Origin of the sequence: Ornithinimicrobium kibberense (assembly GCF_006519705.1) — a bacterium.
In the GTDB taxonomy this organism is placed as follows: domain Bacteria; phylum Actinomycetota; class Actinomycetes; order Actinomycetales; family Dermatophilaceae; genus Ornithinicoccus; species Ornithinicoccus kibberensis.
In genome coordinates this window covers 152,846-168,783 of record NZ_VFXM01000009.1, presented here as the reverse complement: position 1 = coordinate 168,783, position 15,938 = coordinate 152,846, and the positions used below count along the sequence as shown (strand labels likewise).

The window sequence follows — 15,938 nt, the reverse complement described above, 5'->3', positions numbered from 1 at the left end:
CGTTCCTTTCGGTAGAGGTCGTACGGACGGGGGTGCCGTCGTCGCGGGGCTCAGGTGCCGGCGCGGACGGAGGTCTCGGTGGTGCTCGGGGAGGACGTCCCGGAGGCGGGCTCCGAGGTCGTGGTCGGCTGGGGGCCTCCGGCGGCGGTGCGGCGCGCCCGCAGCCGGGCCAGCAGGGAGCCGGCGTGCCGGCCCGGGTTGCCCAGGGCCGAGGTGACCCGGTCCAGGAAGATGGCCAGGATCACCACGCCGATGCCGGCCTCCACGCCGAGGGGCGTGTTGAGGCGGGCGATCGACTCGACGACCAGCTTGCCCAGGCCGTCGGCGCCGGTGAAGCCGGCGATGACCGCCATCGACAGGGCCAGCATGATGACCTGGTTGACCCCGGCCATGATGGTCGGCACCGCCAGCGGCATCTGGATGCCGCGCAGGATCTGCCACGGCGAGGCGCCGAAGGCCTGTCCCGCCTCGACGGTCTCGGCGTCCACCTGCCGGATGCCCAGCTCGGTGAGTCGGACCCCCGGCGGCAGGGCGAAGATGATCGTGGCGAAGATCCCGGGCACCAGGCCGATCGAGAAGAAGGTGACCGCCGGGATCAGGTAGACGAACCCGGGCATGGTCTGCATGAAGTCCAGCACCGGCCGCACGACGGCGCTCACCGCGTCGTTGCGGGCGGCGAGCACCCCGAGCGGGACGGCCAGGGCCACGGCGACGATCGTGGCGACGATGACCAGTGCCAGGGTCTGCATCGAGGGCAGCCAGATGTCCATCGAGATGAGCAGCGCGAACCCCAGGGCGGTGCCCAGCGCCAGCCGCCAGGAGGAGACCAGCCAGGCGACCAGCGCGAACAGGGCCACCATCACCAGCGGCGGCGGCCACATCAGCAGGTCGACCAGGCCCTCGACGACGAAGGTCATCACGTCGCGGAAGAGGGTCAGCAGGATGTTGAGGTTGTCGTCGATCCAGTCGAACGCAGTGTCGATCCAGTCGCCGACGGGGACGCGGGGCAGCATGCTCTCCTCGGCCGTGCTCATCGGGACACCTCCTCGGCGGGGTGGTTGGACAGCGCGGTCAGCAGCGTCACCTGGGGGATGAGCCCGGCGAGCCGACCCTGGTCGTCCACGACGAGCAGGGGGCTGGTCCGGCGGGCGGCGTCGGCGAGCAGGTCGGCCAACGGGGTGTCCAGCGTGACGGTGCTCGCGCTGCGTTCGGTCAGGGGAAGGTCGGTGCGTCCGTCGCGGACGGCGGCCGCGATCTCGCCCGGCAGCACGACCCCGACCGGGGTGCGGTCGCGGCGGACCACGGGAAGCGCGTCGAGCTGGTGCTCGCGGATGAGCTTGTGCGCCTGCTGGGGGCCCTGCTCGGCCCCGATGACGTACTCCGGCCGCTCCATCACCGCACCGGCCGTGAGCACCTTGGCCCGGTCGACGTCCTGGACGAACTGCGCGACGTAGTTGCTGCTGGGGTCGTTGAGGATCTGCTCGGCGGTGCCGATCTGCTCGATCCGGCCGTCGCGCATCATCGCGATCCGGTCGCCCAGGCGCATGGCCTCGTTGAGGTCGTGGGTGATGAAGACGATGGTCTTGTCCAGCCGCTGCTGCAGGTCGACGAGCTGGTCCTGCATCTCCCGCCGGATGAGCGGGTCGAGGGCGCTGAACGCCTCGTCCATGAGCAGGATGTCGGTCTCGGCGGCCAGCGCCCGGGCCAGGCCCACCCGCTGCTGCATGCCCCCCGACAGCTCGCCGGGCAGGGACTCGCCCCAGCCCTTGAGCCCGACCATCTCCAGGGCGCGGTCGGCGCGGGCCTCCCGGTCGCTGCGCGACATGCCCTGCACCTTCAGGCCGTAGGCCGCGTTCTCGCCGACGGTGCGGTGCGGCAGCAGGGCGAAGTGCTGGAAGACCATCGAGATCTTCTCGCGGCGTACCCGCCGCAGCGCCTCGCCCTTGAGCGCGGAGAGGTTCTCGCCCTCGATGACGACCTCGCCGGCCGTGGCGGGGTGCAGGCCGTTGATCATCCGGATCAGCGTGGACTTGCCCGAGCCGGACAGGCCCATGACGACGAAGATCTCGCCGGGGGAGACCTCGAAGGAGGCGTCGATGACGGCGGGGGTCAGCCCGTCGGCGCGGAGCTCGGCGCGCGTGGCCCCGTTGCGCAGGGCCTCGACCCCCCGCTGGGGTCGGCGGCCGAAGATCTTGTAGAGATGCTCCGCGGCAAGGAGTGGCACAGGATGATCCCTCGGTCGGTGGTCGTGGGCACAGCTCGTGGGCGCGTCCTGGCGGACCGGGTGTCCCGCCCGCCCGGATCAGCCCCGGGGGCGGTGGTCGTCGCCGGCGGCGCGAGGACGGGCCGCCTTTCGACAGTAGGGGATGGCCGCGGGAATTTGCCAAGTGGAAACCGTTCCGTGATCACACCGTGATCCGTCCGTTGCGGGATCGTGACGAGAGCGGGGGAATGGGACGCCCGGGGGCGGGTCCCGTCCCACCGGGCGTCCCCGGCCTCGGCTGGCTAGACTCGCCGGCACCGGCGGACCACTGCGGGTCCGCCCGTCCAGACGGAAGGTCGACGCGCAATGTTCCTCACCCCGCTGATGAAGCGCCTGGAGAACGAGCAGGCCCTCGACGACGCGGTCGAGTCGGCCCGCTCGACCGTGAACACGGTGCTGCCTCCCGGGCCGGTCAAGGACGTCCTCCACGGACGGCCGCTGGGCCACGCCCTCCACCCGCTGCTGGTCGCCCTGCCGATCGGCATGAACGTCGGGGCGACCCTGCTGGACGTCCTGGGCGACGAGGACGACCGGGCGGCGGCCCGACGGCTGGTCGGGGCGGCGCTGCTCTCCACCGTCCCCACGGTCGCCTCCGGCTGGGCGGACTGGTCCGAGCTGGGGTCGGCGAAGCGGCCGATGCGGGTCGGGCTCGTGCACGCCCTGGCCAACGGCGCCGCCGCGGGGGTGTTCGCCGCCAGCTGGGTCGCCCGGGCCGCCGGCCACCACCGCACGGGCGCGGCCCTGTCCATGGTGGGCCTGGCCGGGCTGGGGGCGGCCGGCTACCTCGGCGGTCACCTCGTCTACGCCCAGGGTGTCGCCGTCAGCCGGACGATGGACCACGAGCCGGCCCCGCGGGAGTGGACCGACGTGGCCGCCGCCCAGGACGTGGGGGAGGGGCTGGTGCGGGTCGACGTCGCCGGCGAGCCGGTGGTGCTCACCCGGTCCGGCGGCGTCCTGCGGGCGCTCGCCGCCACCTGCACCCACCTCGGCGGGCCGCTCGACGAGGGCACCGTCGAGGACGGCTGCGTCGTCTGCCCGTGGCACGGGAGCCGCTTCGACCTGGCCGACGGGTCGGTCGAGCGGGGCCCGGCGTCGGTGCCGCAGCCGGCGTACGACGTGCGGGAGACCGGCGACCGGGTGGAGGTCCGCGCCCGCCCGTGAACCCCGGTCCAGAACGGGCGGTCGGGGGCCGACCCCCGAGGGCTCAGCGCAGCAGCGGACCCAGCCAGCGCTCGGCCTCCTCGAGCGACCATCCCTTGCGCCCGGCGTAGTCCTCGAGCTGGTCCCGACCGATCCGTCCCACGGCGAAGTAGGTCGACTCCGGGTGGCCGAGGATCAGTCCGGACACGGCGCTGTTGGGGCTCATGGCCCCGTGCTCGGTCAGCACCATCCCGGCGGAACGCTCGGCGTCGAGCAGCTGCCACAGGGTGAACTTCTCGGTGTGGTCCGGCTGCGCCGGGTAGCCGGGTGCCGGGCGGATCCCGTCGTACCGCTCCTTGACCAGGTCCTCGACCGGCAGGTCCTCCGCCGGCGCGTAGCCCCACAGCCTGGTGCGGACCTCCCGGTGGGTCCACTCGGCGAACGCCTCCGCGAGCCGGTCGGCCAGCACCTGGACCATGATCGCGCCGTAGTCGTCGTGCTCCTCGCGCAGCCGGGCCGCCAGCTCCTCGGCCCCGTGGACCGAGACGGCGAAGGCGCCCACGTGGTCGCCCTCGGGGGCGACGAAGTCCGCGAGCGCGGCATACCCGCCCTGGGAGCGCTCCCGCTGCTGCCGCAGGGTATGCAGCCGCACCGGTCCGGCGGGACCGTCCCCGGCGCCCGTGCCGGTGTCGACGAGGATGTCGTCGCCGTCGCGGCGGGCCGGCCACAGCCCGACGACGCCACGGGCGCGCAGCAGGCCCTCGTCGAGGATGCGCTCCAGCCACCGTTGCCCGTCGGCCCAGGTGGTGCGGGCCTGCTCCCCGACCTTGGGGTCGTCGAGGATGCGCGGGTAGGAGCCGCGCAGCTCCCAGGCGGTGAAGAACGGGGTCCAGTCGACGACCGCGACGAGCTCGGCCAGCGTCGGCTCCAGCACCTGGGTGCCCAGCAGCGAGGGCGTGGCCGGCACCGGTCCGGTGACGGCACGGGTGCTGGCGCGGGCCGCCTCGAGCGGGACGAGCGAGACCTTCTTGCCGGCGTGCCGCTCGCGCAGCTGGGCGTAGGTGAGAGCGGTGCGCTCGCGCAGCTTCTCCTCGTGGTTGATCGCGTCGGCGACCACGCCCACGGCACGGGACGCGTCGACGACGTGCACGACGGTGCCCTCGTAGGCCGGGTCGATCTTGACGGCCGTGTGGGCGGCCGAGGTCGTGGCCCCGCCGATGAGCAGGGGCGTGGTCAGGCCGCGACGCTGCATCTCGGTGGCGAGGGAGGCCATCTCGTCCAGGCTGGGCGTGATGAGACCGGAGACCCCGACCACGTCGGCCCCGATCTCGTCCGCGGTGGCCAGGATCTTCTCCGCGGGCACCATGACGCCCAGGTCGGTGACCTCGTAGCCGTTGCAGCCCAGCACGACGCCCACGATGTTCTTGCCGATGTCGTGCACGTCGCCCTTGACGGTGGCCATGACGACCCGGCCCTTGGTCCGGCCGCCGGTCTCGGCGGCGGCGGCCTCCAGGTAGGGGGTCAGGTGGGCGACGGCCTTCTTCATCACCCGGGCGGACTTGACGACCTGGGGCAGGAACATCTTCCCCGCGCCGAACAGGTCGCCGACGACGTCCATCCCGGCCATGAGCGGGCCCTCGATGACCTGCAGGCCCGAGCCCAGCTGCTGGTAGGCCTCCTCGGCGTCCTCGACGACGTAGGTGTCGATGCCGTGCACGAGCGCGTGCCGCAGGCGCTCGGTGACGTCCGCGTCCCGCCAGGCCAGCTTGGCCGCGGCGGCGGCCGACGGTCCGCCCCCGCCGGGGCCGGCGTCCTCGGTCTGCGCCTTGATCCGCTCGGCGAGCTCGATGAGCCGCTCGGTCGCGTCCGGGCGGCGGGCCAGGACCACGTCCTCGACGTGCTCGCGCAGCACCGGGTCGATGTCCTCGTAGACGCCGAGCATCCCCGCGTTGACGATGCCCATGTCCAGGCCCGCACGGATGGCGTGGAGGAGGAAGACCGAGTGCATGGCCTCCCGCACGGTGTTGTTGCCCCGGAAGGAGAAGGACACGTTGGAGATGCCGCCGGAGACGAGCGCCCCGGGAAGGTTCTCCTTGATCCATCGGGTGGCCTCGATGAACTCCAGGGCGTAGCGGTCGTGCTCCTCCATGCCGGTCGCCACCGTCAGCACGTTGGGGTCGAAGACGATGTCGTGGGCGGGGAAGGGGTCCGGCAGCGTCGCGCTCGGGGTGGTCAGGAGCCGGTAGGCCCGCTCGCACACCGCGGTCCGGCGGTCCAGGGTGTCGGCCTGCCCCTGCTCGTCGAAGGCCATGACGACCACGGCCGCGCCGTAGCGGCGCACGACGGCCGCCCGCCGCAGGAACTCCTCCTCGCCGTCCTTGAGCGAGAGGGAGTTGACGATGCCCTTGCCCTGGAGGCAGCGCAGCCCGGCCTCGAGCACCTCCCAGCGCGAGGAGTCGATCATGACCGGCACGCGGGCGACGTCCGGCTCGCCCGCCAGCAGGTTGAGGAAGTGGGTCATCGTCGCCGGGCCGTCGAGCATGCCCTCGTCGACGTTGACGTCGATGAGCTGGGCGCCGGCCTCCACCTGCTGCCGGGCCACGGCCACCGCGGCGTCCCAGTCGCCCTCCTGGACGTGCCGGGCGAACTTCGGGCTGCCGGTGATGTTGGTCCGTTCGCCGACGTTGACGAAGTTGACGTCGGGGGTGAGGGTGAACGCCTCCAGGCCGGAGGTGCGCAGGTACGGCGTGCCGCCGGCGGGGGTGCGGGGTGCCGCGTCGGCGACGGCCTGCGCGATCGCGCGGATGTGGTCGGGGGTGGTCCCGCAGCAGCCGCCGACGATGTTGAGCAGCCCCTCCTGGGCCATCGAGCCGAGGACCTCGGCCATCTCCTCCGGGGTGTCGTCGTAGCCGCCGAAGGCGTTCGGCAGGCCCGCGTTGGGATGCACCGAGGTGAGGGCCGTGGTGGCGGCGGCGACGTCCCGCAGGTGCGGGCGCATGGCCTCGGCGCCGAGCGCGCAGTTGAGGCCCAGCGAGAACAGGTCCACGTGCTCGGTGGAGACCGCGAACGCCTCCGGCGTCTGGCCGGAGAGGGTGCGGCCGGAGGCGTCGGTGATCGTGCCCGAGAGCATCACCGGCACCGGGCCGTCGGCGGACCCCGAGGCCAGACGGCCCTCCTGCACGTCGGCGATCGCGTGCAGCGCCGCCTTGGCGTTGAGGGTGTCGAAGACGGTCTCGACCATCAGCAGGTCGACCCCGCCCTCGAGGAGCGCCGCCGCCTGCTCGGCGTACGCCGCGCGCAGCTGGTCGTAGGTGACGGCCCGGACCTCGGGCCGCTCGACGTCGGGGGACAGCGACGCGGTCCGGTTCGTGGGGCCGAGCGAGCCGGCGACGAACCGGGCCCGCCCGTCCTCGGCCGCCACCTCGTCGGCGGCCCGGCGGGCGACGCGGGCCGCGGCGACGTTCATGTCGTGGACCAGGTCCTGGGTGTCGTAGTCCGCCTGGGCGATGGAGGTCGCGCTGAAGGTGTTCGTCGTGAGGATGTCGGCCCCGGCGCGCAGGTAGGCGCGGTGCACCTCGGCGACGACGTCCGGGCGGGTCAGGCCGAGGAGGTCGAAGTTGCCCCTGAGCGTGGTGGCGGCGTGCGTCGACCAGACCGGCCCGGTCCCGTGGAAGTCGCTCTCGTCCAGGTCCACCTGCTGCAGCATCGACCCGTAACCCCCGTCCAGGACGAGGATCCTTCGGCGGGCCGCGGCCCTGAGGGGGTGCTCGTGGCGGGATGCTTCGGTGGGGTCGGCTGCAGGCGGCACCTGCCCACTGTAGGTGCCGCCCCGGCGGGGACCGAATCCCGTGGGCCGCGGCTCAGCGCCGCCGGCCGTCCTCGCCCGGTCCGGTCCCGGCGTCCGGCCCGGGCACCTCGGGCAGCTCGCTGGCCCGCACCAGCCGCAGGGCGGTGACGAAGACCAGGCCGCCCAGCAGGTTCAGGGGCACGACGTACCAGAACCAGGCGAGCCACTCGCCGTAGCCCACCGCCGCCCCCGCGTGGATGGCGCCGAAGATGATGATCGAGTCGAGCACGGAGTGGAACAGGCTCAGCCCGGCCAGGAGGAAGCCGGCCGCGAACGCCGCGACGACCTTGACCCCGTCCGAGTCCGTGCCCTCCTGCATCCGGGTGAGGACGGTGATGACGAATCCGCCCAGCAGGGACAGGGCGACTGCGCGCAGGTCGAGCGGGGCGTCGACGAAGTGCCGGGCGCTGTCGGTGAGCACCTCGGTGAACTCGGGGAAGGCCTGCACCACCAGCCACATGAAGACCCACCCACCGACCAGGTTGGTCAGCAGCGTGACGCCCCACAGCCGCAGCAGCTGCAGGAACGTGCCCCGGCCGGCGAAGATCGCCATGACCGGCAGCAGGAAGCCCTCGGTGAACAGCTCGCTGTGTGCCAGGTAGAGCGCCACGAAACCGATGCCGAAGGCCACCCCCGCCAGCAGGTGGTCGCCGGTCGCGTGCAGCACCGCCAGGTAGGCCAGGATGCCCAGGCCGATCTCCAGGCCGCCGAAGAACCCCGTCGTCAGCAGCGCCCGCCAGCTGCGGTGCAGCCGTTCGGCCCCCTTCGTCGCGGTCCCCTCGAACGAGTCGACGACCTCCGGCTCGGGCCGGTCGGAGGCCAGGTCGACCCGGCCGTCCCGGTCCTGGGCGACCTTGTCGTCGGTCGGACGGGAGCGGGCCGCGCTCATGGTGCCTCCTGGGTGCCGGGGTGGGTGCCCATGCTAGGTCCGCCGGGCCGGCAGGACCCCCCAGCCGGGGGGTGTCCCGGGTGCGCCGGCCGGGCCAGCCTGGAGGGGAGCCGCCGTCACCGGTGGCGGACCGAGGAGGCGACATGGACGAGGTGCTGGTGATCGGCAGCGGCCCCGCCGGGCTGGCGACCGCCGCGGAGCTGCTGCGACGCGGCATACCGACGACCGTGCTGGAGCGCGGGGACCGGGCGGCGGCCGCCTGGGCCGGCCGCTACGACGGCCTGCGGTTCAACACGAGCCGGTGGTGGTCGGCCCTGCCGGGAGCGCCCTTCCCGAGGGCGTACGGCTGGTTCCCGACGCGGGACCAGTACGTGGACTACCTGGACGCGTATGCCGCGCGTCACCACGTCCCGGTGCGGACCGGCGTGACGGTGGGGCGGGTCGACCCCGCCGGCGGGCAGGGCTGGACGCTGAGGACCGACGCGGGCCCGATGGCCGCCCGGCACGTCGTCGTGGCCACCGGCATCGCCAACCGACCCGCCCTGCCCGCCTGGGCCACCGGCACCACCTACCGGGGGAGCGTGGTGCACTCCGCCGACTACCGGAACCCGCTGCCCTACCGGGGTCGGCGGGTGCTCGTCGTCGGAGGCGGCTCCTCCGGCATGGAGATCGCCGCCGAGCTGGCCCGGGACGGTGCCCGCGAGGTGGTGCTGTCGGTGCGCACCCCGCCGAACCTGCTGCTGAGGGCCAGCGGCGGGCTGCCGACCGACCTGCCGGTGCCGGTCTTCTTCCGGCTGCCCGTGCCCGTGGTGGACGCGATGCTCGCCCGGATGCAGCGGTTGACCGTCGGGGACCTGACCGCCCACGGGCTCCCGCCGGCGCCCGAGGGGGCGATCGCCGCCCTCATGGCCCGCGGGGCGGGGACGGCGATCGTCGACCGGGGGACGGTCGAGGCGATCCGGGACGGGTCGATCCGGGTGGTCGCCGCGGTCACCGGGCTCGACGCCACGGGGGCCCGGCTCGCCGACGGCGGGCGGGTCGAGGTCGACGACCTCGTCCTGGCCACCGGCTTCGGCACCGCCCTGCCGGAGCTGGTCGGTCACCTCGGCGTGCTCGACGACCGCGGGATGCCCCGCGTCGCCGACGGCGGGGAGGCGGCCCCGGGCCTGCGGTTCGTGGGCTACGTCTACCGGCCCGGGCTGACCGGCTACGTCGGACGGCTGGCCCGCACGGCCGCCCGCGGCATCGCCCGGGACCCGGAACCGGTCCCCGTGCCCGCCTGAGGCCCCCGGTCACGACCCGGGGGCGGACCGCACCGGCGGCTCGTGGGAGAGCCGGGCGAAGAGCTCGGCCCGGCTGCCCACCCCCAGCTTGGCGAAGACGGCCTTGACGTGGCCGCGGAGGGTCTCGGGGGTGATCCACAGCTCCCGGGCGATGTCGGCCGTGGCCATCCCGGTCAGGAGCAGGCAGGTCACCTCGCGCTCGCGGGTGGTCAGCTCGTGCAGGTGGAGCAGCAGGGGAGCCACGTCGGAACGGCGGGCGGGCTCGACGAGCACCGCCGTGCGCCCGACGTCGCCGGCCAGCCTCGTCGCCCGCACGAGCAGCCACTCGCCGGTGGCGGCCCGGGTGCGGGCGACGGCCGGAGGGCCCCCCGCCCCGCGGTCCGCCAGGGCCCGTGCCTGGGCGGCGACCTCGTGCACGACGACCGACGCGTCGAGACGCCCGTCCTCGACCGGACCCAGCCGGTCCATCGCCTCCGGCGTCGCCGACTCCACCCGGCCGTCGTCGTCGAGGACGAGCAGGGCGGGTCCGTCCGCCCGGTCCTCGGCCCAGCTCTCGTGGAGGAGCAGTGCCGTGCGGATGCCGTGGGCCACGTGCGGGGACAGCCGGGCGAGCAGCTCGACCTCGAGCCGGGAGAACCACGCCCGGTCCGCCCGGCGGGTGAGGCAGGCGTGGCCCCACAGCACCCGCCCGGTGCGGAACACCGCACGCAGCTCGTCGCCGAAGCCCGCCGGGCCGTAGACGCGGGTCCACCGGGCGCAGCGGTCCAGGTGCCCTTCGGTGGTCGCGCTCAGGGCGGCGGCCGGCACCCGGGCCCGGCCCAGGTCGACGAACTTGTTGACGTCCTCGGCCGTCAGCTCCAGCTCGATCAGCGCCAGCTGGGCCTCCCGGGGCACGTCCTCCTCGTAGACGCCGGTGATCAGCAGCGTGTCCGGGTCCACGAGCAGCCAGCCGGCGGAGTCGTAGGGCACGCGCCGGCGCACGGCGGCCGCCACCCGTTCGAGCAGCAGGAGCGGTTCCTGGGCGCGGGCGCAGACCGCGGCGACCTGCTCGACGAGCCGGTCGTCGTCCGCGCGCGGACGCAGCGCCATGGACGCCCATTCTGCCCGCCCGCACGGTGGGGTGTCGAGGGTGGACGGCGACCCGCGTTTGCCAGGCCCCCCGGGCGGTGGGACAGGGTGGAGCGGTCCGAGGCGCGTGCGCACCCACCACCTCCCGTGGTGGCCGTGGGCGTCGAGACCGGCCCCCGGCCGGTCGTCGCACCGACGATGAGGAGACCACCATGCTGACCGTCACCGAGAACGCCCAGGCCGTCGTCAAGGGCCTGACCTCCGAGCAGGGCATGCCCGAGACCGCCGGCCTGCGGCTGTCCCTGGCCGAGGACCAGACCCAGCTGCAGGTGGCGCTCGTGCCGCAGCCGGAGCCCACCGACCAGGCCGTGCCCAGCACCCAGGCCCCGGTCTACGTGGCCGAGGACACCGTCCCGGCGCTGGCCGACCAGACCCTGGACGCCGCCCAGACGGCCGAGGGCGTCGGGTTCACGCTGCAGCCGCAGGAGCCGACCGCCTGAGCGCCCGCCCCGCACGACGACGGCCGCCGGACCCCACGGGTCCGGCGGCCGTCGCGCGGAATGGTCGTCGGCCCGTCCTTGCTGGGACACTGGAGCAGCCATGACGAACCCGAACGCCCCCGACCGCCGCCCGCTGACCGCCACCTACCGGATGCAGCTGCACGCCGGCTTCACCTTCGCCGACGCCGAGGCGGTCCTGCCCTACGTGGAGGCCCTCGGCGTCAGCCACCTCTACCTCTCGCCCGTGCTCACCGCGGTGCCCGGCTCCGAGCACGGCTACGACGTGCTCGACCACACCCGGGTCAGCGCCGAGCTCGGCGGTCGCGAGGGGCTGACCCGCCTGGCGGACGCCGCGCACGCCCGCGGCATGGGGGTGGTCGTCGACATCGTCCCCAACCACATGGCGCTCGTCGAGCCGCTGTGGCGCAACGCGCCCGTCTGGGAGACCCTGCGCGAGGGCCGGCGCGCGGCCCGCGCCCACTGGTTCGACGTCGACTGGGATCACCTCGACGGACGGTTCGGGCTGCCTGTCCTGGGCGCCCCCCTGGAGGAGGTGCTCGCCGCCGGCGAGCTCACCGTCGACCGGGGCCGGGAGGACGAGGGCGAGGGCCGCATCACCGGTCAGCCGGTCGTGCGCTACTTCGACCACGTCTGGCCGGTGGCCCCCGGCACCGAGCACCTGCTGGACGACCTGCCGGCGCTGCTGGAGGCCCAGCACTGGCGGCTGGGCTTCTGGAAGGACGCGGCCCAGGTCCTCAACTACCGGCGGTTCTTCGAGGTCGACCAGCTCATCGGCGTGCGGGTCGAGGAGCGGGACGTCTTCGAGGCCACCCACGCCGAGCTGCTCGACCTGCACCACCACGGCGTCGTCGACGGGTTCCGCATCGACCATCCCGACGGGCTGGCCGACCCCACGGCATACCTGGAGAGCCTTGCCTCCTCGGTGCGTCCGGGCACCCCCGTGTGGGTGGAGAAGATCCTCGAGGGCGACGAGCGGCTGCCGCGCGGCTGGGCGTGCGCCGGCACGACCGGCTACGACGCCAACGCCGCGATCACCGCCGCGCTGGTGGACCCCACGACCGCAGACGCGGTGTCGACGGCGTGGTTCGCCACCGGCGGGGAGCCCGACCTCGACGTGGAGGTCGACCGGTGCAAGCGGCAGGCCGTGGAGGCCCTCCTGCAGCCGGAGATGGGTCGGCTGGTGCGTCGCGCGGTCGAGGCGCTGCCCGGGCACGACGAGCACCGGCTGCGGGCGGCGCTCGCCGAGCTGCTCGTGGACGTGCACGCCTACCGGGCCTACATCCGGCCCGGCCTGGAGGACCCGCCCGAGCTGAGGGCGCCCCTGCTCGAGGCGGTCGACCGGGCGCGGGAGACCCGGCCCGACCTGCTGGCCGAGGTGGACGCCCTCGCCGAGGTGCTGCTCCACCCCGAGGGGAACGGGGCCGACCCCGCCGCGGCGGCCGACCTGTGCGTGCGCTTCCAGCAGACGACCGGGCCGGTCATGGCCAAGGGCATCGAGGACACCGCGTTCTACCGCTGGCACCGGCTGGTGGCGCTCAACGAGGTCGGTGCCGACCCGTCCCGGGGCGAGCACCCGGACGTGGACGTCCTTCACGCCTGGGCCGCCCACCAGGCCCGGCACTGGCCCCGGGGCATGACCACGCTGTCGACCCACGACACCAAGCGCAGCGAGGACGTGCGCGCCCGGATCCTGGCGGTCGCGGGGGACGCCGACGCCTGGCGGGCCCTCTCGGCGGCGGGGGCCGCCGCGGCCCAGCGGCACGGGGTGGACGCGCCCACCGCCCACCTGGTCTGGCAGACCCTCGTCGGCGCCGGCCGGGTGTCCGAGGAGCGGCTGCACGCCTACCTCACCAAGGCCGTCCGCGAGGCCAAGCTGCACAGCAGCTGGGTCGAGCCGGACGAGGCCTACGAGGCCCGGGTGACGGCCCTGGCCAGCGAGATGGTCTCCGAGGGCGAGGTGAGCGAGGCGATCGGCGCGGCGCTGCGGGACAACGAGCCCACCGTGCGCACCCTCACGCTGACCCAGAAGCTCGTCCAGCTCACCGTGCCGGGCGTGCCGGACACCTACCAGGGGGCCGGGCTGGTCGACCTCTCGCTCGTCGACCCCGACAACCGCCGACCGGTCGACTACGACGGGCGGATGGAGCGGTTGCGCCGGGTCGACGGCGGGGGCGACCTGCGCGACCTGTCCGACGAGGTGCTGTGGGTGACCTCCCGCACCCTGCGGCTGCGCAGCTGGCTGCCCCAGGCCTACGGACCGGGCGCGGACCACGCCCCCGTCCAGGCCGGGCCGCACGTGCTCGGCTTCCTCCGCGGCGGCGTCGCCGCCACCCTGACCATCCGGGCCCCCCGCGCGCTCGGCGCCGCCGGCGGCCTGCGGGACACCCGGGTCCCGCTGCCGCCGGACGTGTGGACCGACGCGCTGACCGGCCGCGACCACCACGTCGGCGACGAGGGCGTGCTGGCCCGGGAGGTCTTCGACCGGTTCCCCGTGGCCCTGCTCGTCCGTGCCCGCGACCTCCAGGAAGGACCTCGATGACCTCCTCCGCCCACACCTACCGCGTCTGGGCCCCGGACGCCGAGCGGGTCGACCTGCACGTCGGGGTCCAGGACCCCCGCGTCGAACCCATGACGCAGGTCGACGGCGGCTGGTGGGCGCTGAGCACCGACCCCGGCGACGGTCGCTACGCCTTCGCCCTCGACGGCGGGGACCCACGGCCCGACCCACGGTCCCGCCGGCAGCCCGACGGGGTGCACGCGCCGAGCGCGCTCGTCGACACCGGGACCTTCGCCTGGACCGACGACGGATGGAACGGCGTCGAGCTGCGGGACGCAGTCGTCTACGAGCTGCACGTGGGCACGTTCACCCCCGAGGGCACCTTCGACGCGGTCGTCGACCACCTCGACCACCTCGTCGACCTCGGCGTCACGGTCGTCGAGCTCATGCCGGTGGCCGCCTTCCCCGGCCGGCACGGATGGGGCTACGACGGGGTGGACCTCTACGCCGTGCACGAGACCTACGGCGGCCCCGAGGGGCTGGCCCGGCTCGTCGACGCCGCGCACGCCCGCGGCCTGGCCGTCTGGCTGGACGTCGTGCACAACCACCTCGGTCCCAGCGGCAACTACCTGGCCGAGTTCGGCCCCTACTTCACCGACCGCCACCACACCCCCTGGGGCGACGCGGTCAACCTCGACGGGCCCGGCAGCGACGAGGTGCGCGCCTTCCTGCTCGACAACGTGCGCCTCTGGCTGGAGGACTACCACCTCGACGGCCTGCGGCTGGACGCCGTCCACGCCCTGCACGACGAGCGGGCCGTGCACCTGCTGGAGGAGCAGGCCGCGCTCGCCGACGAGATCGCCCGGGAGACCGGGGTCCCGCGCACGCTCGTGGCCGAGTCGGACCGCAACGACCCCTCCTTCGTGGCGCTCCGCGGGCCGGGGGGCTCCGGCGGCTACGGGCTGCACGGCCAGTGGGCCGACGACGTGCACCACATGCTGCACGTGCTGCTCACCGGGGAGTCGCAGGGCTACTACCACGACTTCACCGACCCGGACGCGGCCGTCAAGGTCCTGGGCCGCAGCCCGTTCCTGCACGACGGGACGTACTCGACCTTCCGGGGGCGGGTCCACGGGCGTCCCGTCGACCCGCGGGTGACGCCGGGCTGGCGGTTCGTGGCCTCGCTCCAGACGCACGACCAGATCGGCAACCGGGCCGCCGGGGACCGGGTGCACCACGGCATCCCCGCAGGGCGGCACGCAGCCGGGGCGGCCCTGCTGCTCACCTCGCCCTACACCCCCATGCTGTTCATGGGCGAGGAGTACGCCGCGTCCACCCCGTGGCAGTACTTCACCGACCACGCCGAGGACTGGCTGGCGCAGGCCATCCGCGAGGGGCGCGAGCGGGAGTTCGCCGAGCACGGGTGGGCCGGTGACGTGCCGGACCCGCAGGACCGCGGCACGGTCGCCGCGTCCACGCTGCGCTGGGAGGAGGTGCACCGCGGGGAGCACGCCACGATGCTCGACTGGTACCGCACCCTGCTGCGCCTGCGCCGGGAGAGGCCCGCCCTGCGGGAGACCCCGCTCGGCGAGGCCGAGGTACGGCGTGAGCCGGCGGGCGGGGGCGAGCTGCTCACCGTGGCACGCGGCGCGGTCCGGGTGCTCGTCCTGCTGCGGGAGGGCACGGCCACGGTCGACCTGCCGGGGGAGGCGGAGGTGCTCGCCCGGTTCGGCGAGGTGTCCGTGGAGCAGGACCGCCTCCTGTTGGGCGCCGACTCCGTGGCCGTGGTCGGAGGCTGGTCGTGAGCGACGGGGAGCGGCGGCCGTTCCACCGGCCGACGCTGCGGCCGCCGGAGGCGCTGGACGCGGCCGCGGACGGCGTCGACCCGCTCGACGTGGCGGACGCGGCCCACCGCACCGCGCAGCTGGTCGTCGGGCGGGGCCGGGACAGCGGCGACCCCCTGATCACCGACCGGCTGGTCAACCTGGTGTCCGAGGTCGGCCTGGCGACGGTGGCCCAGATGTGGGCCGACCGCCCCGCCAGGACCCTCCCGGGGGCGCTGTGGCGCCTCTACCTGCTGCACGAGTGGGTGCTGCGCCAGCCCGAGGAGGTGGGGCGGCTGTTCACCCTGGGCCGCTCGCACACCGAGGTCTGGTCCGCGGTGGCCGGGGTCGCCGAGCCCCCGGACCCGCAGGCGCTGCGCCGGCTCACCGAGGAGATCCTCACCGGGGTCTTCGACGGGGACCTGGGCCTGGCGCTGGAGCGGGCCTCGGCGTTCTGCCACGTGGCGGCGGTCGGCCTCGCCGAGCCCGGACCGGGGGAGATCCCCGGCGAGCAGGTGCGCCGGGCGGCCCGCATGCGCGACACCGCCGACGACCTGCAGGCGTGCGCCCGCCTGTGGCGCCGCGGGTCGCTGCACTAGCGGGCGAG

At 74.5% G+C, this 15,938-nt stretch carries 11 protein-coding genes; 6 read left to right on the top strand and 5 right to left on the bottom strand.

Annotated elements, in window-relative coordinates:
* Positions 1-50: 50 nt before the first annotated feature.
* A complete protein-coding gene (locus FJR00_RS09505; protein WP_141338498.1) occupies positions 51-1,034 on the bottom strand; it encodes an ABC transporter permease in 984 nt (327 codons plus the stop codon).
* Entirely contained in the window at positions 1,031-2,224 is a 1,194-nt protein-coding gene (locus FJR00_RS09500) for a quaternary amine ABC transporter ATP-binding protein (protein WP_141338497.1), read from the bottom strand. Before FJR00_RS09500 ends, FJR00_RS09505 begins: the two co-directional genes overlap by 4 nt.
* Before the next feature lie 345 nt (positions 2,225-2,569).
* On the opposite strand from FJR00_RS09500, the gene FJR00_RS09495 reads away from it, so the two are divergent.
* Entirely contained in the window at positions 2,570-3,424 is an 855-nt protein-coding gene (locus FJR00_RS09495) for a Rieske (2Fe-2S) protein (RefSeq protein WP_141338496.1), read from the top strand.
* A 43-nt stretch (positions 3,425-3,467) separates the two neighbouring features.
* On the opposite strand, the gene metH is transcribed toward FJR00_RS09495, so the two are convergent.
* Both metH and FJR00_RS09485 read right to left on the bottom strand, forming a co-directional pair.
* Positions 3,468-7,211, bottom strand: coding sequence for a methionine synthase (gene metH / locus FJR00_RS09490; protein ID WP_141338495.1), 3,744 nt, complete (start codon positions 7,209-7,211; stop codon positions 3,468-3,470).
* 52 nt (positions 7,212-7,263) lie between these two features.
* Positions 7,264-8,139, bottom strand: a complete 876-nt coding sequence (locus FJR00_RS09485) for a formate/nitrite transporter family protein (protein ID WP_141338494.1) — start codon at positions 8,137-8,139, stop codon at positions 7,264-7,266.
* A gap of 143 nt (positions 8,140-8,282) precedes the next feature.
* On the opposite strand from FJR00_RS09485, the gene FJR00_RS09480 reads away from it, so the two are divergent.
* Positions 8,283-9,422, top strand: a complete 1,140-nt coding sequence (locus FJR00_RS09480; protein ID WP_141338493.1) for a flavin-containing monooxygenase — start codon at positions 8,283-8,285, stop codon at positions 9,420-9,422.
* A gap of 9 nt (positions 9,423-9,431) precedes the next feature.
* On the opposite strand, the gene FJR00_RS09475 is transcribed toward FJR00_RS09480, so the two are convergent.
* The gene (locus FJR00_RS09475) at positions 9,432-10,511 is read right to left on the bottom strand and encodes a helix-turn-helix transcriptional regulator (RefSeq protein ID WP_141338492.1); all 1,080 of its coding nucleotides are present in this window, start codon (positions 10,509-10,511) and stop codon (positions 9,432-9,434) included.
* A gap of 191 nt (positions 10,512-10,702) precedes the next feature.
* Between FJR00_RS09475 and FJR00_RS09470 the strand changes: the two genes are divergently transcribed.
* The 4 genes from FJR00_RS09470 (at position 10,703) to FJR00_RS09455 (ending at position 15,930) form a co-directional block, all read left to right on the top strand.
* On the top strand, positions 10,703-10,990 hold the full coding sequence (locus FJR00_RS09470) for a hypothetical protein (protein ID WP_075957130.1): 288 nt from the start codon (positions 10,703-10,705) through the stop codon (positions 10,988-10,990).
* A gap of 100 nt (positions 10,991-11,090) precedes the next feature.
* Positions 11,091-13,550: a malto-oligosyltrehalose synthase gene (treY, locus tag FJR00_RS09465; protein ID WP_141338491.1), complete on the top strand. Its 2,460-nt coding sequence runs from the start codon at positions 11,091-11,093 to the stop codon at positions 13,548-13,550.
* Positions 13,547-15,313, top strand: coding sequence for a malto-oligosyltrehalose trehalohydrolase (gene treZ, locus FJR00_RS09460; RefSeq protein ID WP_141338490.1), 1,767 nt, complete (start codon positions 13,547-13,549; stop codon positions 15,311-15,313). The genes treY and treZ overlap by 4 nt, the downstream gene beginning before the upstream one ends.
* Entirely contained in the window at positions 15,310-15,930 is a 621-nt protein-coding gene (locus FJR00_RS09455) for a hypothetical protein (protein ID WP_141338489.1), read from the top strand. Before treZ ends, FJR00_RS09455 begins: the two co-directional genes overlap by 4 nt.
* The last annotated feature ends 8 nt before the right edge of the window (positions 15,931-15,938 follow it).